This window comes from Microbulbifer litoralis (assembly GCF_023634065.1).
Lineage (GTDB): Bacteria > Pseudomonadota > Gammaproteobacteria > Pseudomonadales > Cellvibrionaceae > Microbulbifer > Microbulbifer litoralis.
The window spans coordinates 20,483-46,326 of the sequence record NZ_JALKCV010000015.1 but is presented as its reverse complement, the minus strand read 5'-3'; the positions used below and the strand labels follow the sequence as shown (position 1 = coordinate 46,326).

Sequence of the window (25,844 nt, the reverse complement as noted above, 5' to 3'; positions counted from 1 at the left end):
TCAATCGACCAGCGCAATCTCGCCGGATCCCATCACCGAGAAGGATTCCTTCACCGGCCGGCGGAGTACGATATCGCCGGACCCCATGACCGAACCGCCGGCGTTGTCCGCATGCAGTTTGCGGCCGATAAAGTCGCCGGAACCCATCAGGCCGATTTCGAGACTGGCCACGCGGCCGCCGACGGTCATGTCGCCGGAGCCCTTGATCTCCGCCTTCAGGCTCTCGCCGGCGTAGCTTTCCAGGCGCATATCACCGGAGCCCTTGATCGAGGCCTCACCGTTCACCGCCAACACTGTTCCCAGCAGCAGGTCACCGGAGCCGGTGATGGATGCCAGCAGCGATTCGGCAGCCACCTTGTCCACCTGCAATTCGCCGGAACCGGTGACCCGAAGTGCCAGCGCCTCGCTCTCCAGCGTGTCGGCACGCACTTCGCCGGAGCCGGTGACCAGGATCTCCTCCACCTCCGGCAGGGTTACCCGAAACCTGACCGACTGGTCCCCGCTGATGGTCACCAGGCCGAAAAAGTGTTCGCGCCTGTTGCCGACCCAGAGCTCCAGCGTGTCGCCGTGCACTTCGGCGCCGGCACTCGCCACCGCCTCCGCGCCGCCCTCGGCCTCGACGGTGAAAGAGTCGCTCTGCACCACCTCAAGTTGCGAACTGCCTTTCAGTTCTATGCGGGTAAAGCCCGATGCATCGAACTGCCGGCGCCTGTCGCCATCTGCGTGCGCCGCGGCACTGGCGGCGATAGCGACCAACAGCAACAGCGCTGTAACGCGGTCGAGAAAGTTCCTGACGGTCATGAGTTGCCCCTCGTAGTTTTTACCGATTCTGTCCAATAGACGCGCCACCGGCCGGCCCCGGATGCAGGGCCGGGAAAAATCACAGCGGGGGCCGTGGGCCGTCACTGGCCGCAATTCGCCTCGGTGTATCCCATTTCGCCGAGCGCGGCGCGGATTTTCTCCGCCTCAGCGGCCAGTTCTGCCGATTCCGCAGGCTGCTGGCGGGAAAAATCCAGTTCCGAAATGGCGTCCACCGGCAACAGGTGGAAATGGGTGTGCGGGACTTCCAGCCCGGCCACCATCACACCGACCCGCTCCGGTTTGTAAACCGCTTTCAGCCCCTTGGCCACTTTCTGCGCCACCAGCATCACGTGTGCGGCAATGTCCTCCGGCACATCGTCCCAGTGATTTATCTCTTCCACCGGAATCACCAGGCAGTGGCCCGGTTTGATCGGCGCGATGGTCATGATCGCCACCGCCTTGTCGTCGCGCCAGATGAAATGCCCCGGTAAGTCGCCGTTGATGATCTGGGTAAAGATACTCGCCATCGCTAACCTCGCTGGTCAAATTGGGTGAATCCGACCCGGGAGTCTACCAGCTTTCAAGGCGGCGGGCCCGCACCGGTCAACGCCCCGCACCACGCCGGACACCACCCGTTTCAGCCCGCGCATTGTTGTCGAAAAACAGAATCGCCGGGCGCAAAGACAGGCACCTGCAGCCCGGCAGTGACCGTCAATTCATATCCTGTTGCCGAAGGACAACCCGACGAACAAGATGACAATTTCTTGAATGCGCGTTGGCAGCGCAGAGGTTATACCGTAGTCTGCGCCCCATAAAGATTTACCGCCATTGAGCCGCGGCAAGACCGAAGTTACCTGCCGTCCTTTTTTGGCTCGGCGATACCCTTCGAATTACATCCGATTACAGCGTCAACTTCTCTTGGGGGGAAGCGAGTATGAGCAACCTGTTGGACCAGGTCGGCGGAAGCCGATTTATAAACCGGACGGTGGCGGAATTTTACCAGGCCATCGGCCGCCACCTGTCCCAGTTCGAGACCAGCGATCACGGCAAGCAACAGACGCGCCAGGCACAGTTTCTCAACCACGCCCTTTCATCGCAGCCGGAACCGGTCCGCAGCAGCCGGGCCAGCTTTCTCGCCCGCGGCCTCAACCCCACCCTGTTCGAAGCCATGCTCGAGTTTCTCGAACTGCGCCTGGTGGAGCTGGGCTTTTCCTGCCAGTTGAGCACGCAGCTGGTCGAGACCGCCGGGAGCCTCTACCAGGACTGCGAGGAAGACCTCTGCATCGCCTGCTGAACACAACCGCTGTCCCCCGCCTCCCCATTCCTTCTATACTTGCCCCAGTGCCGCCGGTTGCGACCCGGCGGACCTGTCAATACAATGGCCGCTCGCAGCCTTTCCCATAGACACCGCATGCGGTAAGCGCTACATCACTCATCGACCTTCCCAGAGATTATTCATGAAGATTGCCAACCACTCCGTAGTGGAAATGCACTACACCCTGAAAGATGCCGACGGTACAGTCATCGATTCCTCCTCCGGTGGCGAACCGCTCAAGTACCTGCAGGGCGTGGGTAACATCATCCCCGGTCTGGAGCGGGAAATGCTCGAGAAAGACTCCGGCGACAAGTTCACCGCCGTCATCCCGGCGGAAGAGGCCTACGGCCCCCAGAATCCGGAGCTGATCCAGACTCTGCCGCGCAGTGCCTTTGGCGGTGTGGATAAGCTGGAAGTCGGCATGGCGTTTCGCGCCCAGAGCACCGAGGGCCAGCCGATCGAGGTGGAAGTTATCGATATCGACGGCGACAACGTGACCATCAACGGCAACCACCCGCTGGCCGGCGTGGAACTGCACTTCGATATCGAAGTGGTTTCCGTACGCGAAGCCACTGCGGAAGAGATTGATCACGGCCACGTGCACTGATATTGCACACCGGGGCGGCTATCCGCCGCCCCTCGCCCCAGGCCTGCCCTCCCCGGCCTGCAACCGCCATGCCCCCACCCGAGAAGATCATCCTGTTCGACAGCCAGTGCAACCTGTGCAACGGCTGGAGCCGCTTTGTGCTGGAACGCGACCGGGATGCCGTATTTACCCTGTGCCGGGTACAGTCCCCCGCCGGCCAGCAGTTACTGACACGGCTGGGCCTGCCGCTCGATCGCTATGAGACAGTGATCCTGCTGGAGTGTCGCGGCGACCACTGCGAGCAGTACCACCGCAGTGAAGCCGCGCTGCGCATCATCGCCCGGCTACCGGGCCCCTGGCGTCATCTGGCACTGCTGCGTATAGTACCGCGCCCACTGCGCGACTGGATCTACGACCGGATCGCCCGCAATCGCTACCGCCTGTTCGGCCGCCCCGCGCAGTGCCGGCTACCCGACGCGGCGGAAGAGCACCGGTTTCTGGAGGATCTGAACGATAGTGGAGCCCCCTGGAAGCCCCGGTGAGCCATGCGCCCGCGCAGTAGAGATCTATAGAGGTGTCCATGGACCTGTCTGAACAATACCTGCAACGCTTCGGTGGTATCGCCCGCCTATACGGCGAACATGCCCTGCCGCTGCTGCACGGCGCCCACTTCGTGGTCGTCGGTATCGGCGGCGTCGGCAGCTGGACCGCCGAGGCGCTGGCGCGTTCGGGCGTGGGCCGGATCACGCTGGTCGATCTGGACGATATCTGCATCACCAACAGCAATCGCCAGAGCCACGCCCTGGCCGACACCATCGGCCGGGTAAAAGTGGAAGTGATGGCGGAGCGCCTGCGCGGCATCAACCCGGAAATACAACTGGAGGCGGTGGAGGATTTCATCGCCGCCGACAACTTCGCGGAACTGCTGGACCCGGAACAGCAGCCGATCGACGTGGTGATCGACGCGATCGATGCCGCGCGGGTCAAGGCCGCATTGATTGCCTACTGCAAGGCGCGCAAACTGCGCCTGGTCAGCGTGGGCTCCGCCGGCGGCAAGCGCGATCCGTCCCGCATTACCTGCGCCGACCTGGGCCGCACCCACAACGACCCGATGCTGGCCAAGGTGCGCAGCCACCTCTATCGCTTCCACAACTTCCAGAAATCCCGCAGGCGCCAGTTTGGAGTCGACACCATCTATTCGTCGGAACCGATGGTCTACCCGCAGCCGGACGGCGCCGTATGCCAACAGAAAAGTGCCATGCAGGGCGGCGTCAAACTGGACTGCAGCGGCGGCTTCGGCGCCGCCACCATGGTCACCGGCAGCTTCGGCTTCGCCGCCGCAGCGCGGGGGATCGAGCGGCTGCTGCAGAAACAGCGCTGACTGGAAATACGCCGGCTACGCGCTTCCCGCCCGGCCGGCATATTCCAGTACCTGTTGCAAGAGCGCGTAAAAACCGTTGCTGCGGGATTCGCTCAGGTGTTTTTCCAGCCCCAGCTCAGCGAACAGTCCGGCCAGGTCGCGCGCGCGAATCTCCGCTGCACTGTGGCCATCCACCTGCGACAACAGCAGGGCCCCCAGCCCCTTGACGATACGGCTGTCGCTGTCCAATGCGAAATAGTGCCGCCCACCCCGCTGCCGGTGCACCAGCCAGGCATCGGACTCACAACCCCGCACCAGGTTTTCCGGCCTGCGAATCGCGGGTTTGCGGCCAATGGCCCTGCCCCAGCGCATCACCTCCCGGTAGCGATCCTGCCAGCTGCGCTGTGCTGCAAGCTGCTCCACCGGCAGGCCCGAGAGATCATCACCATCCCAGTCGCCCGCAAGCGACAGTGTCGGGGTATCGACTGCAGATCCGGAGAATGACTGGTAGTCCCGCAGTGCATTCAACAGTGCCTCAATGTCCTCGCGCGTGTTGTAACCGGCCAGCGACGCGCGCAGGGTGACCGTCTCGCCGGCGGCGCGTATCAGCGGCTGGGCGCAGTGGTGCCCCACGCGCACGGCGATCTCTTTTTCATCCAGCCAGTGCATCAGGTCTGTCGGACTGCCTTGCTCCAGTGCAAAGGCGACAATACCCAGGTTGTCCCGCGGCTGGCTGAGCAGGCGCAAGCCGGCCAGCGCCGCCACGTCGCGATGCAGCTCAGACAACAACGACTGCTCGTGGGTTGCAATGGCTGCACGATCGCAGGCTGTGAGAAATTCCAGCGCAGCGCCCAATCCGGCGATCGCGGCCAGCGGCGACGTGCCCGCCTCGAACCGGTGTGGCGGCGCGGCGTATTCGCTCGCGTAGAGATCGACCCGGGCGATCATCTCCCCGCCGCCCTGCCAGGGTGGCAGGTTGCGCAGCAGCGACTCGCGGCCATACAGCAGGCCGATGCCACTGGGACCGTAAAACTTGTGCGCCGAACAGACAAAAAAATCGCAGCCGATCGCCCGCACATCGACCGTTTCGTGGGCGGCCAGTTGCGCGCCATCGACAATCCAGCGCAGGTTGTGTCCACGCAGTTGCCGCCCGATATCCGCCAGGTCCGGGCGCAGGCCCAGCGCGTTGGAGCCCCCGGCCAGCGAGACGATACGCGTGCGCTCATTCAGCACTTCGTCCAGGCGCCCGAACTGCGGCACGCCGGCGACATGGGGCACATAGCGCAGCATCAGGCCGTGACGCTGCGCCATCATCTGCCAGGGCACGATATTGGCGTGGTGCTCGGCGGTGGAAATCACGATTTCGTCGCCGCGGCGCAATTCGCTGCAGAGGCTGTAGGCAAGCAGGTTGAGGGCTTCGGTGGCACCGCGGCAGAAAATCATCTCGCGGGCACTGGCCGCGTTCAGAAAGGCGGCCGACTGGCGACGCACCCTTTCCACCATTTCCGTGGCGCGGCGCGCGAGCCGGTGGCTGGAGCGGTGGGTGTTGGCATTGCAGTGCCGGTAGAAATCGCCGATCGCGCCGATCACCACCTCCGGTTTCTGGGTGGTGGCGGCGTTGTCCAGGTAGACGAGGTCTCTGTTTTCCGGCTGTGCGAACAGCGGGAAACACTCCTTGAAGGCATGGGGATCAAAATTCATCGAGGGCAAATAACCGTTCAGTGTTGCGGCGGGTCTGTTCCGCCACCCGGGCCACGGAAATGCCCCGCAGCCCGGCCAGGGCCGCGGCGATATGCGGCAGGTACTCGGGGCTGTTGCGCTGGCCCTGGTGCCCCTGCAACGGCATATCCGGCGCGTCGGATTCCAGCAGTATGGCCTCCAGCGGCAGCGCGGCGAAAGCGCGGCGCGTCTTGGCCGCGCGCTGGTAGGTGATGGTACCGCCGGCGCCGAGGTAAAACCCCAGTTTCCAGTATTCCCGTGCTATCTCCGGGCTGCCAGTGAAGGCGTGGATCACGCCGCCGCGGCTGGGGCGGTACTCTTTCAGCAGCCGCAACAATTCGCTGTGGCAGCGACAGGCGTGCACGATAAGCGGCAACTTCAGTTCGCCGGCCAGTGCCAGCTGGGCGCGAAACAGTGGTTCCTGCTCCGCCAGCGGTGTGACGATGGCCCCGTCGAGGCCGCACTCGCCGATCGCCACACAGGGGGACTCCGCCACCTGTTGCGCAATCTGCCGTTGCAACTCCGCCGGGGCAATTTCCGTTTCGGCCACCCACCAGGGATGCAGCCCGATCGCCGCATACCAGTCGCGCTGCTGTGCCACCAGCTCCCGCAACGCCGGCCAGCGCGGTGGACTGACAGCGGGAATCACCAGCCGCTCGACACCCACCTGGCGGCACTGTTGCCAGACGCGGTGCCGGTCCGGATCGAACGCATCGAAATCGAAATGGCAGTGGCTGTCGATCAGTCGCACGGAATTTCCGCTTCGGAAGAAAAATTCTCCCCAATTTTAGCACGACCCGTCGCCTGACCGCCGCGCCTGGGATATGCTCCCCCCTGTACATCCGGCCCGAGGCAACCGTGTTAGAAGCCCTGATCCCCATCGCCCTGTTCACCTTTTCCACCAGCATCACACCCGGCCCGAACAACCTGATGATCATGTCGTCCGGGCTGAACTACGGCGTGCACCGCTCGCTGCCGCACCTGCTGGGTATCTGCCTGGGCTTTCCGGCCATGATTGTGGCCATTGGCCTGGGGCTGGGCACCCTGTTCAGCCGCTTCCCGGTACTGCACGAAATCATTCGCTGGGCGGGTATCGCCTACCTGCTGTACCTGGCGTGGGTGATCGCCAATACCCGCGAGGTGGGCTCCGCGGACAACCGCAAACCCTTCACCTTCCTGCAGGCGGTGGCCTTTCAGTGGGTCAATCCCAAGGGCTGGATCATGGCGGTGGGCGCGCTGGCGGCCTTCACCAGCCCAGCCGGTGAGATGTGGCAGGATATCGCGCGCATTGCGCTGACATTTATCGCGATCGGCGGTCCGTGCATTATTATCTGGCTGCTGTTCGGCGTCGGCCTGAAGCAGGTCCTGAACGACCCGCTGTACCTGCGCCGTTTCAATATCACCATGGGGGTGCTGCTGGCAGCCAGTGTGGTGCCGATGGTGCTGGATTGATTGGCGCCGGACCGGCGGCGCGATGAGACCCGCGCGCAAACCGGCCCAACGCCGCTGCTGCTAACCAGGCCTGGCAACATCCAGCTCCACACGGAAGTTTTTCACCATCTGTTGCATAAACAGGCGTGGAAACAGCTTGTACAGGTAGGCGCCGAGCAGGCTACGGTCCCGCGGGAAGAGCCGCTCCTGTCCGCGCTCCAGCGCGGTGACGATCTTTTCCGCCATCCAGTCGGCGCTGCGCACCTGGCCGACGGTGCTCTGTTTGTGGGTCGCCCGACCGCCGTCGCCGGACAGCGCATTCTGTTCGATATCGGTGGCGACGAAACTCGGGTAGACCATCAATACGCGAATGCCCTCGTCGCGCACCTCCTCGCGGAAGGTCTCGAAATACTGGTGCAGCGCACTCTTGGCCGCACAGTAACCGGCGCGACCGAGCACCGGCATCCAGCCGGCCATGGAGCTGATATTGACCACGCAGCCGGATGCCACGTGCAGTTCCGCCAGCAGTCCCTGGGCCAGCTCCACCGGCGCGTGATAGTCCACCGCCATCACCCGGCGGATCACCGCATTGCTGGTGCGGGTCGACAGGCTGCGGTGGGTGATACCGGCGTTGTTGACCAACAGATCGACGCGCGCATAGCGGGCCCGCAGCGCGGCGACCAGCCCGGCCGTGGCCGATTCATCGGACAGGTCGACGGTGAATAGATCGGCCTCGACGCCGCGGTCGCGCAGCGCCTCGGCGCGCGCTTCCAGCGCCTCCCGATGCAGGTCGACCAGCGCAAAGCGCGCCCGGTAACGCGCCGCCAGCGCCTCCACCGTCGCCCAGCCGAGACCGCCGGCGGCCCCGGTTACCACAAAAACTTTCCTCGCGCTTTCCCCACTCATACGGTGGTGCCCTCCGCGATTTCCGCATCCGCAGCCACGCGGATATCCAGCGCCTCGCGGGCAAAATAGATAAAAGCCTCCGCGGAGGTTTTTTCCGGCACAAAGCCCAGCTCCTCTTTCAAGCGTCGGTTCGACAGCACCGGTCGGTACTGCAGGAACATCACCTGCCCGGGCTGCCTGTCCGTCAGGCGCAGGCTGTAGCCAATCCACAGCAGCGCTTTCACCAGCCACACCGGCGGTGTGCGCAGCGGCTTGCCCAACAGCCGCGCGATCTCCCGCGGCGTCAGTGCGCCGTCGCCGGCGAGGTTGTAGACGCCGTCCGCACCGCGCTGCACACCGAACTGGATGGCGCGCACCACGTCCCGGTCCCAGACAAACACAAACGGCGAGTTGTAGCCGCCGGGATCGAGGATGGCGCGGCCGGAAAACAGCTCACCGATCTTGTTGCTGGTGGTGGCGCCGACGATGGAACAGGGGCGGAACACCAGCTGTTTCAGTCGCGGGTAGCGCTGGCGGTAGGCGGCCAGCATTTCCTCCACCAGGCGCTTGTGGTCGGAATAGCCGAATTCGGGATTGCCGCGCAGCGGGTGGTGCTCCTGCAGCCATTCGGGATTGTCGGCGTGGTAGCCGTAGGCGGCGCCACTGCTGGTCACGGTGACATGTTCGACGCCCGCGTAGATACAGGCCTTGAGCACATTCTCGGTGCCCTCCACATCGATGCGGTACTCGAGGTCCCTATCGCGACCCGCCGCCATCACCGATGCCAGGTGCACCACATGGGTCACGCCCTCCGCCCGCAACAGTTCGCCCAGGGCGCCGTCGCAGATATCCATCTGGAACATCGGGAAGGCGGCCGGGCGCGGGCGCAGGTCCACCCCCACCACCGCCATTTCCCCAGCCAGCAATTCCCCCAACTGGTGCCCCACATAACCGGAGGCACCGGTAATCAGCACTTTCTTTTCGCTCATGGTGATTTTCTTATTGCCCGGTTTGCGGATCGCCCTGCAGGCGCCCTGCCCCTTGTATTTTTCGATCGCGGTAATGCCAGTAGCCGGCCAGGCCCAGGCCGGAGACCAGGTGCCAGACACCCCAGAATCCCGCCACCACCAGCATCGCGCCGGCGGCGGGATAGAAGGTGAACAGGATGGCCAGCGCCAGGCCGGAATTCTGGATACCCACCTCCATCGTGACTGCGCGCCGGTCCGCCAGCGGCAGGCGCGCGGCGCGGGCACTGAGATTGCCGATCAGGAAGGCCAGCGCATTGTGCGCGATCACCAACAGCAGCACCGAACCGGCGATCTGCAGTGCCGTCTGCCAGTGCTTGCTGAACGACACCGCCACGAACAGCAGGAAAACCAGCAGCGAGCCGCTGCGGAAATAGCGCTCGCTGCGGCGCACGAAATCCGGAAAGCGGGCGCCCACCAGCATCCCCAGCAGCATCGGCACCGCCAGCACCAGCACCACCAGCGCCACCATATTGCCGGCCGGCAGCGCGATGTCCTGCAGCATGCTGCGGGTATGGGGATTGAGGCTGCCGTAAAGGGCGAAGTTGAACGGGGTCATTGCCACCGCCACCAGGCTGGAAACCGCCGTCATACTCACCGAGGTGGCCACATTGGCGCGACCGATCCAGGTCATCACATTGGAGAAGGTGCCGCCGGGGCAGCAGGACACGAGGATCATGCCCAGCGCCAGGCCGGGATCGATTTCCAGCCTCCAGGTGACCAGGCAGGTAATCGCCGGCAGCAGCAGGAACTGCGCCGCCAGTCCGGTGACCGGTGCCAGCGGCCGGCGCAGCACCGCGGCGAAATCCGCCGGTCGCAGCCCCAGGGAGACACCGAACATCATGAATGCCAGTACTCCGTTCAGCACCAGCAGTGCCGCCGGCGACATCTGGAACTGGCTGGCGGCATCGAGGGTTGGATTCACCGGGCTGCTCCCGCACTGCTGACGAATTGGCCAGTATCCCGGCTAGCCAGATCCCGGCGCAAGTCCGCAGTGTGACCGCGCAGTGCTTTCAGGTAAGTGTCCTTGTGCACGTAGTAGGCCATGCGCTCCAGTTGCAGATAGTTCATACCGCCATCGGCGCGCAGCGCGACCCTTTCGCGCTTGATGTCGCGGAAGCGGCGCGCGGAGTCGGCACCGAAGGACAGCTGGCGGATATACAGTGCCACCAGCTCCGCCTGCTCGTTGCGTCCCTCCCAGCCGAGGCCCGCGGCCTCCACCATGCCCATCAGGAACAGGTTGTCGTACTGCGGATGGAACACATTCAGGTAGAGACCCGGCGCGAAGCCCTGCCAGTTCAGGTGCCCGCTGTCGATAAACGGATAGTGCAGCTTGTAGCCGGTGGCCATCAGGATTGTATCGTAGTCACCGCTGCGGCCATCCCTGAAGGTCACGGTATGGCCGTCGATCGACTCGATATCCCCCTGCGGGCGGATATCGCCGTGGCCGATATGATGCAGGATCAGCGAGTTGATCACCGGGTGCGACTCGAACATCCGGTAGTCCGGCTCCGGCAGACCGTACTGGCTCGGGCGACCCAGCATAAAGCGGCTCAACGCGGCGCTGACACGCTGCTGCACAAAGCGCGGCAGCCTGATTTTGCCGCCCACGGCATCGGTCGGTTTGCCGCCGATAAATTTGGGCAGGAAGTAGTAGCCGCGGCGCAGGCTGATATCCACGCTGGCCGCCCGGTGCACCGCGTCCACGGCGATATCGGCACCGCTGTTGCCGCAGCCCACCAGCAGCACCCGCCTGCCCTCGAAGATGGCGGGATCGCGGTATTCACTCGAATGCAGCACTTCGCCGGCAAAGTCCCCGGGTAGCGGCGGCTGATTCGGATGGTGCAGGGTGCCGTTGGCGATCAGCAGGCCGCCGAAACTGCGCGTCTGTTCCTCGCCGTTGCAGCGGGTGGTGATCAGCCAGTCGTCGCCGTCGCGCTCGCAGTGCACCACCTCGGTATTGAATTCGTACAGATCGTAGAGACCGAATTCCCGCGCGTAATCGCGAAAATACTGCCGCAATTCGCGGTGGTGCGGGAAGGGCGCCACCTCTTCCGCCATCGGAAATTCGGCGAACTCGGTCATTTTCTTCGACGAGATCAGGTGGGCCGACTCGTACATGGTGCTGGTGGGGCTGTCGATATCCCAGAGCCCGCCCACATCGCCGTGGATTTCAAAACCGACACAGGGAATGTCGTACTTGTGCAGGTTGCGCACCGTGCAGAGGCCCATGGGGCCGGCGCCGATTACTGCGTAGGGTTTCATTGTTGTTCTCCCGATCGCCACGCCTTCGATTGCGTATGCCAGCCAATATACCGTGACAAGCCTGCGGCAGATCGTCATAATCGGGCATCTGGTGGTTAATTACGGACAGGACTTGTGAAAACGGCCGATTGCAGAAGTGTCACCCTGAACTACACACGCGCAATTTCCGCGGCATTGAAGAGCCTCGGACTCGAGGTTCCCGCAGTGGCCCGCAAGGCCCTGTCCGGGATCGACGAATCACAGCGGGTCCCCATGGGTGTACAGGAACAGCTGTGGCTGGCGCTGCAGGAAACCTACCCGGACCCACTGCTGGGCGCCAGGCTCGGCCGGGCGATGCACAGCAGCCAGATGGGGCTGGTGGGCTACCTGCTGATGACCCAGAGAACCCTGGGCGCGGCCATCGAGCAGCTGCTGATCTACCACCCGCTGGTGGGCGAAGGCGGCCAGTTCGAGCTGCGCCGCGGCGCCCACCATGTGGATCTCTGCTACCAGCCCAGCTTCCTGCGCTGCGCGCGGCTGCGGGTGGAGACGATCCTGTCCGCCTGCCTGACCCAGACCCGCAGCATGACCGGCCACCCCTTCCGCGCCCAGAGTGTGCAGCTGGCCTACCCGGCCCCGTCCCTGGCCATCCAGCAGCAGTACCAGCAGGTACTGCAGACACCGGTGCAGTTCAACGCGCCGGTATCGGCGATCCGCCTGCGGCCGCAGGACCTGGAAATCCCGCTGGTGGCGGCGGACCAACAGGTGATGGCGCGCCTCAAACCGGAGGCCGACGCCCTGTTGCGCGCCCTGACCCACAAGAGCCTGCAGCAACAGGTCTCGCACCTGCTGCAGCAGGAACCGCAACTGACCCGCGAACAGGTGGCCAGCCGCCTGTGTATCAGTCCGCGTCACCTGGGGCGCAAGCTGCTGGAGGAAAACGCCAGCTTCCGCGCCATCCAGGACCAGGTGCGCAGCCACTATGCATGCCAGTGGCTGCGCCAGGGCGACCAGAACAATGCCGAGATCGCCGCGGCCCTCGGCTACTGTGACGAGAGCGCCTTCGGCAAGGCCTTCCGGCGCTGGACCGGTGTCTCCCCCCGCACCTACCGCAGCCAGCCGGAGCAGGCCGCGTCCTGAAGTCCGGCCCCGACACTCGGCTACAGTAGTGCAGTAATCACTGCGGAAACCGAGCATGCCACCCATCTCCCTCGGCCTGGCCAGCGGCGGCGCCCGCTGCGAACTGCTGCCGGAAATGATCACCCGCCACGGCATCATCTGCGGCGCCACCGGTACCGGCAAGACAGTCACCCTGCGCCTGCTGGCGGAACAGCTGAACCGCGCCGGCCTGCCGGTCTTCGTCACCGACTTCAAGGGCGACCTGAGCGGCCTGGCGGCGCCCGGCGGCGACAGCCCGCCGGTGCGCGAGCGACTGGCGTCATTCGAGCTGGACCAGAGTTACTTCCGCGCCAGCCCGGTGGAACCCTGGGGCCCCGCCGCCCTGCCCCTGCGCCTCACCCCCAGCGAACTGGGCCCGGAGCTGCTGGCGCAGATGCTGGAACTGAACGACAACCAGACCGGCCTGCTGCAACTGCTGTTCAAGATCGCCGACGAGTCGGGACTGCTACTGCTCGACTGGAAGGACCTGCAGGCGCTGATCCACCTTGCAGAGACAGAGCGCAAGGCGCTGTCGCAGCGCTACGGCACCCTGTCCCCCGCCAGCCTCGGCGCCATCAAGCGCAAATTCCTCGCCAGTGAGCGCGACAACGCCGCCGACCTGTTCGGCGAACCGGCGCTGGACCCCGGCGACCTGCTCCGCGGCGACAGGATTCACCTGCTCGATGCCAGTCGCATGCATCCGCGTGTGTACGGCACACTGCTGCTGTGGCTGCTGGCGGAGCTCTACCAACAGTTGCCGGAATCCGGCGGCAGCGCGGCCAGGATCGCGCTGTTTTTCGACGAGGCCCACCTGCTGTTCGACCACCTGCCCCAGCGCCTGGTCGAGCAGGTGGAGCAGATAGTGCGGCTGATTCGATCCCGCGGCGTCGCGATCTTCTTTATCACCCAGAGCCCGCTGGATATTCCGGAAGCGGTGCTCGCACAAATGGGCAACCGGGTCCAGCATGCGCTGCGGGCCTACACCCCCAACGAGCAGCGCAACCTGCGCGCGGCCGCGCGGAGCTTTCGCGCCAATCCGGATTTCGACACCGAAACGGCAATCGGCCAGCTGGCGGTCGGCGAGGCCCTGGTCTCCTGCCTCGACAGCCGCGGTGTACCACAACCGGTGGCGCGCACCCTGATCCAGCCGCCCGCCAGCCGCCTGCGCCCGCTGGATGGGGAAGAGTTGCAACAACTGGTGCAGGCCAGTGTCCTGGCGGACAAATACCGGCGTCCGGTGGAGCGCGAGTCCGCCTATGAGAAACTGCAACAACGGCAACTCGATGCCGGCCGGAGTGGCTCCGGGCGGGACAAACCCGACCGTCTCACCTGCGGGACACCGGAACTGGACCGGGCACTGGGCAGGATGGCGAACAGCTTCGGCCGCCAGTTGGGCAGGGAACTGGTGCGGGGCCTGCTCGGCGCGCTGGGCGGGCGCAGGCGCTGATCGATGCGGGCTTTCAGCCGCGCGTCGCAAGGAAGTCGTGCAGGGCCGGCAACAGCGGTGCCAGCGACTTGTACCTCGCCTCGTCGGGAGAGAGCTGGCGCACGGCGCGCGCCAGTGCCGCCGGCGCGCCGGGCACCGGCAGGATATCGGCCAGCGGATTGATCGCGACCCGGATACTGAATACCACCGCGCCCGTTTTCGGCAAGCGCCGCAGCGACTGCCGCTCGACGCGCAGGTAGAGATCCCCACCCCGCTCGCTACCACCTTCCCCGCCACCGCCGCGCTGCAACAGCTCGGGCGATGCCACCACCGACCAGTTGCTGCGCCAGACCGGATAGTCCGGCAGCAGGTGATCGAAAAATCGCGCCACCCGCTCGCCGATTTTCCCGGCCAAGCCCGGTACCGGGGCGTGGATGGCATCCAGCGGCCGCCCGATCTTCTCTTCCAGCCGCCAGTAACTGGGTGCCGCCAGCGAGGCCGCGGTGAGCCGATAGCCCCGCTCGCCGGGCTCGAGAATGCAGAGGTCGTCCGCGATCCAGCAGCTCGCGTCCCAGAGCGGCTCGCCGCCGTGCAGCGGCCAGCGCAATGCGCCGCCGGGCCCGCGCCAGTGCAGGCATCCGGCAGACAGGGCGTAGCGGAGGGCGTGATCCCGGCACAGGTGTGCCAGCAGCAGCGAGTGCAACTCGCGCTGCGCCGCCGCCGAGCCCGGCAGGCAGGCGCAGACCCGCTCGCCGAATTGCCGGCGCACGCGCAGCTTGTTGTGCAGGTAATGGGGCAGTTTCGCGCACGGCGGTATCCAGCCCGCGCTATCCAGGCGGCCGAGCCCCATATGCACCATCTCGCTGGACTGCATAAACGGCAGCAGCAGTGCTTCACCCTCCTGGGCGTAGCGGCGCTCGCCCGGAAGGCGGGACCGGCTCATGGCGTTCTGGCGCTTCCTGTTATCGGTGTTGGGCAATCGCGGCGGAAAACCGCCGCGATCCGGGGGCAGTCGTCAGAGGGAGGCCGTATTGCGCGCGCTGGCGGCGCGCAGGGCGGCCAGGTCTTCCAGCCAGATGATATCCTGCGCCGCCATCTGTTCGCTGGACAGGGCTTCACCCAGCTGTTGCAGCTCGCCACCCTGGGTGGACAGCTGGTCGATCGGCAGCTGCAGCCATACCTGGCCGTCCTGGTCGATCACTCTCTTCGCATCGCGGATATCCGCCTCCGTCAGGTGGCGATCGATTGCGGAGGAACCGCCCGCCGGCAGGTAGATGGTGCCATTGGTGAAGTCCACCGCGAAGGCGACGATGCCCGGCAGGATGCCGAACAGCAGCCCGGCACCGTCGAGAATCACCACCACCGGGTCGACCCGTCCACCGGTCTGGCCCTTGCGCTCCGGATACAGGAAGTAACCGCAAGCGGTCAGGTTCATCATCAGTACGAGCAGGCAGCTGGCGGCGACGCCGCGTTTTACAGATCTGTTCATGGTCATTCCCGTATTAGAATGTATTGGCGCGGACAAGCCCGCAGACAGGCCGGTAAGCTTACCGAATGCCGGGCGGCGCAGGAAGTGGCGCCGCAAGCCGCATTGTGGCACAGGTCGCAAAGCCGGCAACCAACAGTCGAGCCTTCGGCCCGGCTCTGATTTAATCGGGGAAAGAATGATTCAATGGAGAACACCATGTCGTCCTGCGCCAATCGCTTCACCCTGTTCTGCGGTCTCGCCCTCACAGCCCTGCTGGCGTCCGGATGCGCGGCCCCGGGCCAGACCGGGATGGACAAGCGCGAGTATATCGATCGCACCGACCGGGAAGTCCGGGCGGAGCTCTACCAGCGCACACCGGGGCTGCAGGAAGACGTCAAGCAGGCACCGGGCTACGCCGTGTTCAGCAACGTCAATGTCAATGTGTTGCTGGCCAGCGCCTCCGCCGGCTACGGCGTGGCGGTCAATAACCGCACCGGCGAGCGCACCTATATGAGGATGGGCGAGCTGGGCTTCGGCCTGGGCCTGGGCGTCAAGGATTTCCGCGCGCTGTTCCTGTTCGACTCGCCGGCCGTGATGGAACGGTTCGTCAACCGGGGCTGGGCTTTCGGTGGACAGGCGGATGCCACGGCCAAGGCACAGGAGAAAGGTGCGGCGGTGAGCGCCGAGGTGGCACTGAACGGTATGCGCGTGTACCAGCTTACCGAAAGCGGTATTGCGCTGCAGGCCACCCTCAAGGGCACCAAGTTCTGGAAGGACGACGAACTGAATTACGATTGACCGGCCGACGCTACCGCTGTTGCAACAAAATCGACAACCCCGCACACCGGAAGCAATCGAATGGAAGTTGACCAAATCGACGACAACCTGCCGGGAGCCCACCACAACCGGCAAACCGATGCCTAAACTTTAATCAGCATCTGCTGCGAATTGTAAGGGAGCAGTACACAATTTCTGGCGGTGCGTTCCAACGCACTTGTGGTCGGACCGGGCAGTGAGCAGTCGCCAGGGGTCGAACACCGGAAATTCCATGGAGTAGTAGTCGCAGCAGGTGCCGCCATGGAATGGCAAAAGCACGGTACCCCCGCGGTACCGTGCTTTTTTATTGCCATATCCCACAGCAAATTTCCCGTCTATCCTCTTCCCCTGTATCCTCCGCGCAGTTCATGTGGCCAGTGATTGGTGGTCGGCGCGCTGTGAGAACGGCTGCCCGCCCCCGACCGCCGGGCACCAACCACGGATTCAACGACTGGAGCCATTTGCATGTATATCACCAGCGATTTTGACAGCGGCAACATCGAAGTCGTCAACGCCGACAGCAGCCCGGTGGAACTGGCGATCCGCCAGGACAACCACTCCCATTTTTACCAGTGGTTCCACTTCCGGCTGGAGGGCGAGGCAGGGAAAAGCTACGCCCTGCGCATCGTCAACGCCGGCAAGGCGGCCTATCCGGAGGGCTGGGAAAACTACCGCGTCTGCGCCTCCTACGATCGCCACAACTGGTTCCGGATCGATGCCGGCTACGACGGCCACAGCCTGGATTTCTCCGTCGATCTGGAGAGACCCGCCATCTACCTCGCCTACTTCGCGCCCTTTTCGTGGGAGCGGCACCTGGACCTGCTTGCCTGGGCACAGCTCGACGAGCGGGTGCAGCTGCAGACTCTCGGCAAAACCCTGGACGGCCGCGACATGAGCCTGCTGACGGTCGGCGACGCGGCGAAGGCCAGGCACCGGGTGTGGATGATCGCGCGCCAGCATCCGGGGGAAACCATGGCGGAATGGTTTGTGGAGGGATTCCTCGATGCACTGCTCGACGAAGCCAACCCGGCCGCGCGATCCCTGCTCGCCGATACCGTGTTCTACGTGGTGCCGAACATGAATCCGGACGGCAGTGTGCGCGGTCACCTGCGCACCAATGCCGCCGGCGCCAACCTCAATCGCGAGTGGCAGGAGCCGAGCATGGAACGCAGCCCGGAGGTCTACCTGGTACGGGAGAAAATGCTGGAGATCGGCGGCGATATTTTCCTCGATATCCACGGCGACGAGGCACTGCCATTCAATTTCGTCGCCGCCTGCGAGGGCATTCCCGGCTACGACGAGCGCCACGCAAAACTGGAGGACACCTTCAAGCGCGCCTTTGCCAGCGCCAGTGCCGACTTCCAGACCGAACGCGGCTACGACCTGGACAAGCCCGGCGAGGCCAACATGACCGTGGGCACCAACTGGTGCGGGCACCAGTTCCGTACCCTGGCGCTGACACTGGAAATGCCGTTCAAGGACAACGACAACCTGCCGGACCCGATCGAGGGCTGGTCGCCGGCGCGCTGCCGGCAACTGGCGCAGGACATCTTCCTGCCGATCCGCGAGACCCTGAAGAGCCTCTGACCCATCCCGGACCGCCCGCCGGACTTCCGTCCGGCGGACGGTCGACGCCACACCTTTCCCGCCGACAACCGCCCCCACTGATAAAATCGACTGCCCTGCTGCGGATATTCAGCACAGAATCTCTCGGCCACCGGCGCGCTTTTTGCTACCTTAATTCGTTCAGAATAAAACTCACGGGAAACAAACCATGCGAATACCGACTCTCTGGCGCCATCTCGGCCTGGTGGTCGCCGTCAGTGGCGCCCTCACCGCCTGCGGCAAGGACACCCGGGCTCCCGGCAGTGAAGCCGGCGCCGAAGCCACACCGCCGAGCGAGGCGCAACCGGCACAGACCACCCCTGACACTGACAGCACCGCCCCCGCCAAGCAGCCGCAACTGAGCGACGCCGAGCAGGCCCAGGTGGATGCCATGGCCGCAGACCTGCACAAGCATGTTGAAATCCTCGCTTCCGACGCCTACGAGGGCCGCGCACCGGCCACCGAGGGCGAGGAGAAAACCGTCAATTACCTGGCGGACCATTTCAAGGAACTGGGGCTGGAGCCCGGCGCCACCGACGCCGACGGCAATCCCAGCTGGTTCCAGCAGGTACCGGTGGTGGAAATGCAGATCACATCCACACCGATGGAAATCACCGGCGCCGACGAGGGAAAGGACTTCCACAAGTCACTGCAACCGCTCACGGACATGGTCGCCTTCACCCAGCGCCAGACCGCCGCTTCCGAACTGGACAACAGTGAGCTGGTGTTCGTCGGCTACGGTATCGTCGCACCGGAGAACGACTGGAACGACTATGCCGGCCTGGACATGAGCGGCAAAACCGCCGTGATCCTGGTCAACGACCCGGGCTATGCCACCCAGGACAAAAACCTGTTCAACGGCAACGCCATGACTTACTACGGCCGCTGGAGCTACAAATTCGAGGAGGCCGCGCGCCAGGGCGCCGACGGCGCCATCATCATCCACGAGACCGGCGCCGCCGGCTATCCCTGGGAAGTGGTCAGCGGCAGCTGGTCCGGCGCCCAGATCAGCCTGGCGGCGGATGACAAGAACGCCGGCCGCATTGCCGTGGAATCCTGGATGACCAACGATGCCGCCAAAGCCGTTTTCGAGGCCGCCGGCCTCGACCTTGCAGAGGAAATGGAAGCGGCCAAGACCCGCGACTTCAAGGCCAAACCGCTGGGCCTGAACGCCAGCGTCAAGCTGGAGAACCAGCTGCGCACCTCCGACTCGCGCAACGTGGTAGCCAAACTGCCGGGCAGCAAGCACCCGGATGAGGCGGTCATCTATACCGCGCACTGGGATCACCTGGGCATCAACGACAATGCCGAGGGCGGGGACCACATCTTCAACGGCGCCGTCGACAATGCCACCGGCACCGCCGGCCTGCTGGCCATGGCGCGCCAGGCTGCGGCAATGCCGGAACGCCCCGAACGCTCGCTGGTATTCGTGGCTGTCACCGCCGAGGAATCCGGCCTGCTGGGCTCCAAGTACTACGCCGCCAACCCGGTGGTACCGCTGGCCAATACAGTTGCCGGTATCAACTTCGACGCCATGGGCGTACTGGGCCCGATGCGCGATGTGATCGTGGTGGGCTACGGCAACAGTGAACTGGAAAAACTGCTGGAAAAAGCCGCGGAAAAACAGGGCCGCTACCTGGCGCCGGAAGAGCATCCGGAACGCGGCTACTTCTACCGCTCCGATCACTTCAGCCTGGCCAAGAAAGGCGTGCCGATGCTCTACTTCGACTCGGGCAGCGACAGCTTCGCGCACGGCCGCGAGTGGGCACAACAGAAGAGCGAGGAATACACTGCCCACGCCTATCACAAACCCGGCGATGAATACGATCCGGACTGGAACCTGAAGGGCGCCGCCATGGATCTGCAACTGGGCCTGCAACTGGGCCTGGAACTGGCCAACAGCCGCGACTGGCCCAACTGGTACGAGGGCAACGAGTTCCGCGCAATCCGCGACAGCAGCGCCGATACCAGGCAGTAGACGGGGAAAGACTATTAAGGGGCGGACTGCGGTTCGCCCTTTTTTATTGGCCAAAAAAAGAAGCAGGAAAGCGAAGATATTTCTTTCAATAGTGATCTTTCTTGGCCACCAGCCAGTAGGTCACACCCAGCGCCAGCACCACTGCCGCGATGGCCAGGATGTACAGGGGCGCTATGTCGGCGAGATCCATCACAATCACCTTCCTGGCAATGGCCATCAGTGCCGTTGCGATCACCAACTGAATCGGGATGACATAGGACCCCAGGTACAGTCGGATATTGATAAAGATCTCTATCGCGATCAGCACCAGCATGAATGCGCCGAATACATCGAACAGATCGCTGTAATCGAGCAGGAAAACCGGCGGCGCCATCAGCCGCTCGTACAGCACCAGGACCACATCGGCGACACCCCAGACGATCACCAATGCCATCAGTACAGCCAGCAACCGCACCGAATTGCGGATGATTCCATGCAGCACACGGATCAGCGGATCGTCGTGTTCCTTGGGCAACTCCTCGTGAATCAGAGTATGTCGCTCGTTGTCACCTGCCATCGCCCACTCCAGCACCCACCGATAGGAAATCCCTGCCCCCTACTTATAGCGCAGACTGGCGCGAGGAGGCCCGGGCGGGAGCCGGCACGGCAACACCACCGCAGGTGATACCGGAAGCGCGAAGCCCTTTATACCAACGAAACAGGCGCCATTGCCGCCCCCGCGGCGGAGAAATTCACCCCGGATGCTCCGATTTGATGTCCGGCCACTATCGCGTCCGGGACGGAAACCTATACTCGGGTGTCGCAATTTGACGTACAGCGAACCACGATAAATTGATAAAGCCCTGTCACCATGACTCCGGAACTGGTTTCACTACTCAACACCTACTCGGTTCCCAGCGGAATCTGCGACGGCATCGGTAACTGGATCGCCCTCAGCAGCAAACTGCAGACACTCCTCGCCGGCGAACGCCACCACAGCCTCGCGGACCATATCGCCAGCGATGCCGCATGGCAGACTGCCTGGACGGCAATCAATCGCAACCGACAGATACACCTGGTGGATACCGTGTTTACCGGGCCACTATCCGACAGGCTGGCCCGGGTCACCCGTGTCGACTTTCTCGATGCCGCCGATATCACCTACCTGGTGGAGTTTCTTGCCCGCTCCGACGCGCCTGCGGCCCCAGCCCGACAGTTGCAGGTTGCCGCGGGCGGCAACACGGTTGACCCGGTCACGGGTTTACCGGAATACGATGTCTTCGCACGACAACTCGAGCACCAGTGGAAACTGGCGGTGTGCCAGCGCACCTCCCTGTCCCTGTTGCTACTGGAAACCGGACCAGTCGCGCCGGCGGAAGGAAAAGATGTTGTGGCGCGGGCACAGCGCGACAGCGCCATGCAGTGCCTGGCGCGCTGCCTGGAACGGAATGCCGGCCGCTGGAGCGACTTCGTGGCGCGCATCGGCAAACATGAATTTGCACTGATACTGGCCGGCACGGACCCGACCGGTATCGGCGCCCTGACCCGCCGCCTGGCGCAGGCCATTGACAGCCTCCGGTGGCGGGACAGGCCGCTTTCCGAATGGCTGTCGGTCAGCATCGGCGGCCACAGCTGCCGACCCACACCGCAGGCCACTGCCGGGACACTCCTGCTGCGCGCCAGGCAGGCGCTGAAATCGGCGCGCGAACGGGACGAGCGTTGCGCTATAACCTGGAGTGAAGCGCCGCCACAGAGGGAGACAGTGGATCCCTGATCGGGTTTTCACAGGCACAACAAAAAAAGCCCCGCCGGACTGGCGGGGCTTTTTTGTTATGCCTGCGACCTTCGGGGAAAACCGGTCAAGCGCTGACCGCGGTCTCCATCTTCTTCAGTTCCTCGTCGCGCAGCTCGCGGCGCAGGATCTTGCCGACGTTGGTCTTGGGCAGGTCTTCCCGGAATTCGATGTTCTTCGGCACTTTGTACGCGGTCATGTTTTCGCGGCAGTAGGCGATCACCTCTTCCTCGGTCAAGGATGCATCCGCCTTGACCACGAACAGCTTGACCTGTTCGCCGCTTTTCTCATTGGGCACACCGATGGCCGCGGCCTCGGCCACTTTCTCGTGCGCGCTGACCACGTCCTCGATCTCGTTCGGGTACACATTGAAGCCGGACACGATGATCATATCCTTCTTGCGATCGACAATCTTGATGTAACCGTCGTCCTGGATCACCGCCATATCGCCGGTGCGCAACCAGCCCTCACTGTCGATGGTCTCGGCTGTGGCCTCCGGGCGCTGCCAGTAGCCTTTCATGACCTGCGGGCCGCGCACGCACAGTTCGCCCGGGGAATTGTTGGGCAGATCGTTGTCGTTCTCGTCCACCACCTTGGCCTCGGTACCGGGCACCGGTACACCCACGGTGCCCAGCTGCACGGCATCCGCCGGGTTGAAGGAAACTACCGGGGAGGTTTCGGTCATGCCGTAACCCTCGGTAACCACGCAACCGGTCATCTCCTCCCAGCGCTTGGCCGTGTCGCGCGTCAAGGCCATGCCGCCGGAACAGGTGGTGTGCAGCTTGCTGAAATCCAGCTCGGCAAATTCCGGGTTGCGCATCAGGCCGTTGAACAGGGTGTTCAGGCCGGCAAAACCGGTAAAGCGCAGGCCCTTCAGGGTTTTGACGAACGCCGGGATGTCCCGCGGGTTGGGAATCAGCAGCGAGTGGTTGCCGGAGGAGAAAAGGCACATGCAGTGAATGGTGAAGGCGTAGATATGGTACAGCGGCAACGGTGCCACATAGAACTCCTCGCCCTCCTTCATGGAGTCTCCCAGTGCCTCGCGCACCTGCTCCATATTGGCCACCAGGTTGCGGTTGGTGAGCATAGCGCCCTTGGCGACGCCGGTGGTGCCGCCGGTATATTGCAGCACGGCGATATCGTCCGGGGAGCGCTGGACATCCTCGTGCGGCTGGTTGCCGCCCATGGACATGGCATCGCGGAAGTTCACCTGGTTGGCAAAGGAGAAGTCCGGCACCATTTTCTTGATGTACTTGGCCACGCTGTTGATCAGCACGCGCTTCAGCGGGCTGTGCAGGTCGGCGATCTCGCTGACGATGACCTGCTTGACCCCAGTCTCGGCGACGACCTGGGAGGCGGTATCGGCGATGTTCGCCAGCACCACCAGCGCCTTGGCGCCGGAATCATTCAACTGGTGTTTCAGTTCGCGATGGGTATAGAGCGGGTTGGTATTCACGACCACCAAGCCGGCGCGCAGGGCACCGAATACCACTACCGGGTACTGCAGCACATTGGGCAGCTGGACTGCGATACGATCGCCGGGCTCCAGGTCGGTGTGGTGCTGCAGGTAGGAAGCAAACCTGGCGCTCAGCCTGTCGATGTCGCCGATGGTGAGCGTCTGCCCGAGGCAGGTAAATGCCGGTCTTTCACTGAATTTGGCGCAGGCGCTTGAAAATACGTCGAGAATGCTGCGATCGATATCCAACTGTCTTCTCCCAGTCCTGTTTGTTGTTGTCGCCTGTCCGTTTATAGACGAATTCGCGCAAGGCGGATCGCCACGGACCAATAATTATTGTTTGTTTTTGTACAACCGGGTGCCGTCGAGCTTTCCCGGTTGCCTTTCGTTTGTATAACGGTCTTGGCGACGGCAGACGCCGCGCCCGCAATCAACCGGCCGGGAACAGATCGGCCAGCGAAGCGGCCAGGTCCCGGTCGCCGGAGTAGCGGATCTCACCGAGGAGAAACGCGTGTCGGGCGCTGAGGCGGCCATCCAATATAGCACTTAATGTGCCATTCGACATTTCCAGCGTCAGGGCCGGATCGCGTGTCTCACCGTAGTGCGAAACCGCCGAGACATCGCCGGCTTCCAGCGACAACAGGACGTAGAAATCACTGGCGTCGGGAAGCCGGAACTGTACCCGAGTGAGTGGGTGCAAACAAGTGAGGCGCCGCAGGCGTGCGACTGTCTGGTCTGGCAACTGCATCAGATCCCCTCAAAAAAAGCCGCTGGCGGCGCCATAAAAAAACCGCCGGGATGCCGGCGGTTTTTCATTACTGCGGGAGATCAGAAAGCGAAGTGTTCCGCGTCCAGTTCCATCAGGTTGTCGGCGCCGCTCTGCATCGCCGCCGCGTGGGTCGCGGTACGCGGCAGGATGCGGTCGAAGTAGAAGCGAGCGGTGGCCAGTTTGGCGCGGTAGAACTCCGCTTCGCCGTCGCCGGCGGCCAGCTTGTCGTTGGCAACCCTGGCCGCGCGGGCCCACAGGAATGCCTGTACGGCGTAGCCGGAGTACATCAGGTAGTCGACGGAAGCCGCCCCAACCTCGTCCGGGTTTTCCATCGCCTTGGCGCCGACATTCATGGTCAGCTCGCCCCACTGCTGGTTCAGATCCTGCAGCTTGGTGACGAAGGGCGCCAGCGCTTCGTTGTCGATCTCGGCCTGGCAGAACTTGTGCACCATCTTGGTGAAACGGCGCAGTTTTTCGCCCTGGCTCATCAGCACCTTGCGGCCCAGCAGGTCCAATGCCTGGATACCGGTGGTGCCCTCGTAGATGGTGGCGATACGCGCGTCGCGCACGTTCTGCTCCATGCCCCACTCGGCGATGTAACCGTGGCCGCCGAAACACTGCAGGCCCAGGTTGGCGGATTCGAAGCCGGTTTCGGTCAGGAAGGCCTTGGCGATCGGCGTCAGGAAGGCCAGCAGCTCGTCGGCCTCTTTCCGCTCATCCTCGCTGCCCTTGTGGGTGCGGTCCACCTGCTGAGCACACAGCATCACCAGCATGCGGCCGCCCTCGGCAAACGCCTTCTGGGTCAGCAGCATGCGGCGCACGTCCGGATGCACGATGATCGGGTCCGCGACGCCATCCGGGTTTTTCGGGCCACTCAGGGAGCGCATCTGCAGGCGGTCCCTGGCGTAGGCGAGGGACTTCTGGAAGCCCACCTCGGTGTGCGCCAGGCCCTGGAGGGCGGTGCCCAGGCGCGCGGTGTTCATGAAGGTGAACATGCAGTTCAGGCCCTTGTTGGGGGGGCCGATCAGGAAGCCTTTGGCGCCGTCGAAATTCAGCACGGCAGTGGCGTTGCCGTGGATGCCCATCTTGTGCTCCAGGGAACCGCAGGTCACGCCGTTGCGCTCGCCGACGGAACCGTCCGCGTTGGGCAGGAACTTGGGCACGATAAACAGGGAGATACCCTTGGTGCCGGCGGGGGCATCGGGCAGGCGCGCCAGCACGATATGCACGATGTTCTCGGCCATATCGTGCTCACCGGCTGAGATGAAAATCTTGGTGCCGGTGATGGAGTAGGAGCCGTCATCATTGGGCTCGGCCTTGGAGCGCAGGATACCCAGGTCGGTACCGCAGTGGGGCTCGGTCAGGCACATGGTGCCGGTCCAGGTGCCCTCGACCAGTTTGGTCAGGTAGGCTTCCTTCTGCTCGTCGGTGCCATGGGCTTCCAGGGTGTTCATGGCACCGTGGGACAGGCCCGGGTACATGCCCCAGGACCAGTTGCTGGTGCCCACCATTTCACTCATGACGGTCCCCAGCGACGGCGGCAGACCCTGGCCACCGTGGTCGGGATTGTGGGCGAGGGACGGCCAGCCGGCCTCCACGAACTGCTGGTAGGCTTCCTTGAAGCCTTCGGGCGTGGTGACTTCGCCGTCGTTCCAGGTGCAACCCTGCTGGTCGCCCACCTGGTTCAGCGGCGCGAGGACGTTTTCACAGAACTTGGCGCCCTCTTCCAGGATGGCATCCACCAGATCCGGGGTGGCCTCGTCGTAGCCCAGGGACTCGTAGTGTTTGTCCCAGTCCAGCAGTTCGCGCATGGCGAAGCGCATATCGCGCAGTGGAATCTTGATATCGGTCATCCTGCTACCCTCAATTCACTGTTGTAAGCCACCGACCAGAGGGAACCGGTCGGTCAGGCTTGTGACTCATTCTTACAATTGGTTCATCATAGTAGCAAGGCGGCGAGCCGCTCTATGGCGAAATCCGTCCAAAGCGATGACAGAATGGGGCGCGGAAAAGGAAAGTAAATAGCAAAAA

Annotated in this window: 25 protein-coding genes; 11 read left to right on the top strand and 14 right to left on the bottom strand. The window is 63.8% G+C overall.

Features of this window, described 5'->3' with window-relative positions; translation table 11 throughout:
• Together MWN76_RS17910 and MWN76_RS17905 are read right to left on the bottom strand one after the other, a co-directional pair.
• Positions 1–801, bottom strand: a complete 801-nt coding sequence (locus tag MWN76_RS17910; protein WP_250463991.1) for a GIN domain-containing protein — start codon at positions 799–801, stop codon at positions 1–3.
• A 101-nt stretch (positions 802–902) separates the two neighbouring features.
• Positions 903–1,328 carry an HIT family protein gene (locus MWN76_RS17905; protein WP_250463989.1) on the bottom strand — a complete coding sequence of 142 codons (426 nt, stop codon included), beginning with the start codon at positions 1,326–1,328 and terminating at the stop codon, positions 903–905.
• Between the two features lie 407 nt (positions 1,329–1,735).
• On the opposite strand from MWN76_RS17905, the gene MWN76_RS17900 reads away from it, so the two are divergent.
• The 4 genes from MWN76_RS17900 to tcdA all read left to right on the top strand — a co-directional run bounded on the left by MWN76_RS17900 (position 1,736) and on the right by tcdA (position 4,083).
• Complete coding sequence (locus tag MWN76_RS17900; RefSeq protein ID WP_250463987.1) at positions 1,736–2,095, top strand: globin family protein; 360 nt, start codon at positions 1,736–1,738, stop codon at positions 2,093–2,095.
• 163 nt (positions 2,096–2,258) lie between these two features.
• A complete protein-coding gene (locus MWN76_RS17895; protein WP_250463985.1) occupies positions 2,259–2,723 on the top strand; it encodes an FKBP-type peptidyl-prolyl cis-trans isomerase in 465 nt (154 codons plus the stop codon).
• Between the two features lie 68 nt (positions 2,724–2,791).
• Positions 2,792–3,244: a thiol-disulfide oxidoreductase DCC family protein gene (locus tag MWN76_RS17890; protein ID WP_250463983.1), complete on the top strand. Its 453-nt coding sequence runs from the start codon at positions 2,792–2,794 to the stop codon at positions 3,242–3,244.
• A 38-nt stretch (positions 3,245–3,282) separates the two neighbouring features.
• The gene (tcdA, locus tag MWN76_RS17885; RefSeq protein ID WP_250463981.1) at positions 3,283–4,083 is read left to right on the top strand and encodes a tRNA cyclic N6-threonylcarbamoyladenosine(37) synthase TcdA; all 801 of its coding nucleotides are present in this window, start codon (positions 3,283–3,285) and stop codon (positions 4,081–4,083) included.
• A 15-nt stretch (positions 4,084–4,098) separates the two neighbouring features.
• On the opposite strand, the gene MWN76_RS17880 is transcribed toward tcdA, so the two are convergent.
• Together MWN76_RS17880 and MWN76_RS17875 are read right to left on the bottom strand one after the other, a co-directional pair.
• Complete coding sequence (locus MWN76_RS17880; protein ID WP_250463980.1) at positions 4,099–5,763, bottom strand: aminotransferase class V-fold PLP-dependent enzyme; 1,665 nt, start codon at positions 5,761–5,763, stop codon at positions 4,099–4,101.
• On the bottom strand, positions 5,753–6,532 hold the full coding sequence (locus tag MWN76_RS17875; protein ID WP_250463978.1) for a TatD family hydrolase: 780 nt from the start codon (positions 6,530–6,532) through the stop codon (positions 5,753–5,755). The genes MWN76_RS17880 and MWN76_RS17875 overlap by 11 nt, the downstream gene beginning before the upstream one ends.
• 107 nt (positions 6,533–6,639) lie before the next feature.
• Between MWN76_RS17875 and MWN76_RS17870 the strand changes: the two genes are divergently transcribed.
• Complete coding sequence (locus MWN76_RS17870; protein ID WP_250463976.1) at positions 6,640–7,233, top strand: LysE family translocator; 594 nt, start codon at positions 6,640–6,642, stop codon at positions 7,231–7,233.
• Positions 7,234–7,293: 60 nt separating this feature from the next.
• Here the strand turns inward: MWN76_RS17870 and MWN76_RS17865 are convergent, their stop codons facing one another.
• Genes MWN76_RS17865 through MWN76_RS17850 form a run of 4 tightly spaced genes read right to left on the bottom strand, consistent with a single transcriptional unit; the run spans position 7,294 to position 11,387 of the window.
• Entirely contained in the window at positions 7,294–8,088 is a 795-nt protein-coding gene (locus tag MWN76_RS17865) for an SDR family NAD(P)-dependent oxidoreductase (protein WP_250463974.1), read from the bottom strand.
• Positions 8,089–8,114: 26 nt separating this feature from the next.
• On the bottom strand, positions 8,115–9,086 hold the full coding sequence (locus MWN76_RS17860; protein ID WP_250463972.1) for an SDR family oxidoreductase: 972 nt from the start codon (positions 9,084–9,086) through the stop codon (positions 8,115–8,117).
• 10 nt (positions 9,087–9,096) lie between these two features.
• Positions 9,097–10,047: a bile acid:sodium symporter family protein gene (locus tag MWN76_RS17855; RefSeq protein ID WP_250463971.1), complete on the bottom strand. Its 951-nt coding sequence runs from the start codon at positions 10,045–10,047 to the stop codon at positions 9,097–9,099.
• On the bottom strand, positions 10,044–11,387 hold the full coding sequence (locus tag MWN76_RS17850; RefSeq protein ID WP_250463969.1) for a flavin-containing monooxygenase: 1,344 nt from the start codon (positions 11,385–11,387) through the stop codon (positions 10,044–10,046). The genes MWN76_RS17855 and MWN76_RS17850 overlap by 4 nt, the downstream gene beginning before the upstream one ends.
• A gap of 114 nt (positions 11,388–11,501) precedes the next feature.
• Here MWN76_RS17850 and MWN76_RS17845 point away from each other — a divergent pair, with 114 nt between their 5' ends.
• Both MWN76_RS17845 and MWN76_RS17840 read left to right on the top strand, forming a co-directional pair.
• A complete protein-coding gene (locus MWN76_RS17845) occupies positions 11,502–12,506 on the top strand; it encodes an AraC family transcriptional regulator (RefSeq protein ID WP_250463967.1) in 1,005 nt (334 codons plus the stop codon).
• 55 nt (positions 12,507–12,561) lie between these two features.
• Positions 12,562–13,971 (top strand): helicase HerA-like domain-containing protein, encoded by a 1,410-nt coding sequence (locus MWN76_RS17840; protein WP_250463965.1) that lies wholly within the window; start codon positions 12,562–12,564, stop codon positions 13,969–13,971.
• Between the two features lie 13 nt (positions 13,972–13,984).
• Here MWN76_RS17840 and MWN76_RS17835 read toward each other — a convergent pair whose 3' ends face one another.
• Together MWN76_RS17835 and MWN76_RS17830 are read right to left on the bottom strand one after the other, a co-directional pair.
• On the bottom strand, positions 13,985–14,893 hold the full coding sequence (locus MWN76_RS17835) for a heme-dependent oxidative N-demethylase family protein (RefSeq protein ID WP_250463962.1): 909 nt from the start codon (positions 14,891–14,893) through the stop codon (positions 13,985–13,987).
• A 72-nt stretch (positions 14,894–14,965) separates the two neighbouring features.
• Positions 14,966–15,439, bottom strand: coding sequence for a hypothetical protein (locus tag MWN76_RS17830; protein ID WP_250463960.1), 474 nt, complete (start codon positions 15,437–15,439; stop codon positions 14,966–14,968).
• 183 nt (positions 15,440–15,622) lie between these two features.
• On the opposite strand from MWN76_RS17830, the gene MWN76_RS17825 reads away from it, so the two are divergent.
• The 3 genes from MWN76_RS17825 (at position 15,623) to MWN76_RS17815 (ending at position 19,817) form a co-directional block, all read left to right on the top strand.
• Positions 15,623–16,216: a lipid-binding SYLF domain-containing protein gene (locus MWN76_RS17825; protein WP_250463957.1), complete on the top strand. Its 594-nt coding sequence runs from the start codon at positions 15,623–15,625 to the stop codon at positions 16,214–16,216.
• Between the two features lie 483 nt (positions 16,217–16,699).
• On the top strand, positions 16,700–17,821 hold the full coding sequence (locus MWN76_RS17820; RefSeq protein ID WP_250463955.1) for a M14 family metallopeptidase: 1,122 nt from the start codon (positions 16,700–16,702) through the stop codon (positions 17,819–17,821).
• Positions 17,822–18,008: 187 nt separating this feature from the next.
• Positions 18,009–19,817 (top strand): M28 family metallopeptidase, encoded by a 1,809-nt coding sequence (locus MWN76_RS17815; protein WP_250463954.1) that lies wholly within the window; start codon positions 18,009–18,011, stop codon positions 19,815–19,817.
• Between the two features lie 85 nt (positions 19,818–19,902).
• Here the strand turns inward: MWN76_RS17815 and MWN76_RS17810 are convergent, their stop codons facing one another.
• Entirely contained in the window at positions 19,903–20,373 is a 471-nt protein-coding gene (locus tag MWN76_RS17810; protein WP_250463952.1) for a phosphate-starvation-inducible PsiE family protein, read from the bottom strand.
• A gap of 294 nt (positions 20,374–20,667) precedes the next feature.
• On the opposite strand from MWN76_RS17810, the gene MWN76_RS17805 reads away from it, so the two are divergent.
• Positions 20,668–21,570, top strand: coding sequence for a diguanylate cyclase domain-containing protein (locus MWN76_RS17805; protein ID WP_250463950.1), 903 nt, complete (start codon positions 20,668–20,670; stop codon positions 21,568–21,570).
• 85 nt (positions 21,571–21,655) lie between these two features.
• Here MWN76_RS17805 and MWN76_RS17800 read toward each other — a convergent pair whose 3' ends face one another.
• The 3 genes from MWN76_RS17800 to MWN76_RS17790 all read right to left on the bottom strand — a co-directional run bounded on the left by MWN76_RS17800 (position 21,656) and on the right by MWN76_RS17790 (position 25,666).
• A complete protein-coding gene (locus MWN76_RS17800; RefSeq protein ID WP_284500689.1) occupies positions 21,656–23,293 on the bottom strand; it encodes an AMP-binding protein in 1,638 nt (545 codons plus the stop codon).
• Between the two features lie 181 nt (positions 23,294–23,474).
• On the bottom strand, positions 23,475–23,744 hold the full coding sequence (locus MWN76_RS17795) for an SCP2 sterol-binding domain-containing protein (protein ID WP_250463948.1): 270 nt from the start codon (positions 23,742–23,744) through the stop codon (positions 23,475–23,477).
• 128 nt (positions 23,745–23,872) lie between these two features.
• A complete protein-coding gene (locus tag MWN76_RS17790; protein ID WP_250463946.1) occupies positions 23,873–25,666 on the bottom strand; it encodes an acyl-CoA dehydrogenase C-terminal domain-containing protein in 1,794 nt (597 codons plus the stop codon).
• Between the last annotated feature and the right edge of the window lie 178 nt (positions 25,667–25,844).

What these genes read in the sequence shown, in the direction of transcription:
- MWN76_RS17910 (WP_250463991.1), bottom strand. Translation starts at nt 801, where the DNA reads ATGACCGTCAGGAACTTTCTCGACCGCGTTACAGCGCTGTTGCTGTTG.
- MWN76_RS17905 (WP_250463989.1), bottom strand. Translation starts at nt 1,328, where the DNA reads ATGGCGAGTATCTTTACCCAGATCATCAACGGCGACTTACCGGGGCAT.
- MWN76_RS17900 (WP_250463987.1), top strand. Translation starts at nt 1,736, where the DNA reads ATGAGCAACCTGTTGGACCAGGTCGGCGGAAGCCGATTTATAAACCGG.
- MWN76_RS17895 (WP_250463985.1), top strand. Translation starts at nt 2,259, where the DNA reads ATGAAGATTGCCAACCACTCCGTAGTGGAAATGCACTACACCCTGAAA.
- MWN76_RS17890 (WP_250463983.1), top strand. Translation starts at nt 2,792, where the DNA reads ATGCCCCCACCCGAGAAGATCATCCTGTTCGACAGCCAGTGCAACCTG.
- tcdA (WP_250463981.1), top strand. Translation starts at nt 3,283, where the DNA reads ATGGACCTGTCTGAACAATACCTGCAACGCTTCGGTGGTATCGCCCGC.
- MWN76_RS17880 (WP_250463980.1), bottom strand. Translation starts at nt 5,763, where the DNA reads ATGAATTTTGATCCCCATGCCTTCAAGGAGTGTTTCCCGCTGTTCGCA.
- MWN76_RS17860 (WP_250463972.1), bottom strand. Translation starts at nt 9,086, where the DNA reads ATGAGCGAAAAGAAAGTGCTGATTACCGGTGCCTCCGGTTATGTGGGG.
- MWN76_RS17850 (WP_250463969.1), bottom strand. Translation starts at nt 11,387, where the DNA reads ATGAAACCCTACGCAGTAATCGGCGCCGGCCCCATGGGCCTCTGCACG.
- MWN76_RS17840 (WP_250463965.1), top strand. Translation starts at nt 12,562, where the DNA reads ATGCCACCCATCTCCCTCGGCCTGGCCAGCGGCGGCGCCCGCTGCGAA.
- MWN76_RS17835 (WP_250463962.1), bottom strand. Translation starts at nt 14,893, where the DNA reads ATGAGCCGGTCCCGCCTTCCGGGCGAGCGCCGCTACGCCCAGGAGGGT.
- MWN76_RS17830 (WP_250463960.1), bottom strand. Translation starts at nt 15,439, where the DNA reads ATGAACAGATCTGTAAAACGCGGCGTCGCCGCCAGCTGCCTGCTCGTA.
- MWN76_RS17825 (WP_250463957.1), top strand. Translation starts at nt 15,623, where the DNA reads ATGGAGAACACCATGTCGTCCTGCGCCAATCGCTTCACCCTGTTCTGC.
- MWN76_RS17820 (WP_250463955.1), top strand. Translation starts at nt 16,700, where the DNA reads ATGTATATCACCAGCGATTTTGACAGCGGCAACATCGAAGTCGTCAAC.
- MWN76_RS17815 (WP_250463954.1), top strand. Translation starts at nt 18,009, where the DNA reads ATGCGAATACCGACTCTCTGGCGCCATCTCGGCCTGGTGGTCGCCGTC.
- MWN76_RS17810 (WP_250463952.1), bottom strand. Translation starts at nt 20,373, where the DNA reads ATGGCAGGTGACAACGAGCGACATACTCTGATTCACGAGGAGTTGCCC.
- MWN76_RS17805 (WP_250463950.1), top strand. Translation starts at nt 20,668, where the DNA reads ATGACTCCGGAACTGGTTTCACTACTCAACACCTACTCGGTTCCCAGC.
- MWN76_RS17790 (WP_250463946.1), bottom strand. Translation starts at nt 25,666, where the DNA reads ATGACCGATATCAAGATTCCACTGCGCGATATGCGCTTCGCCATGCGC.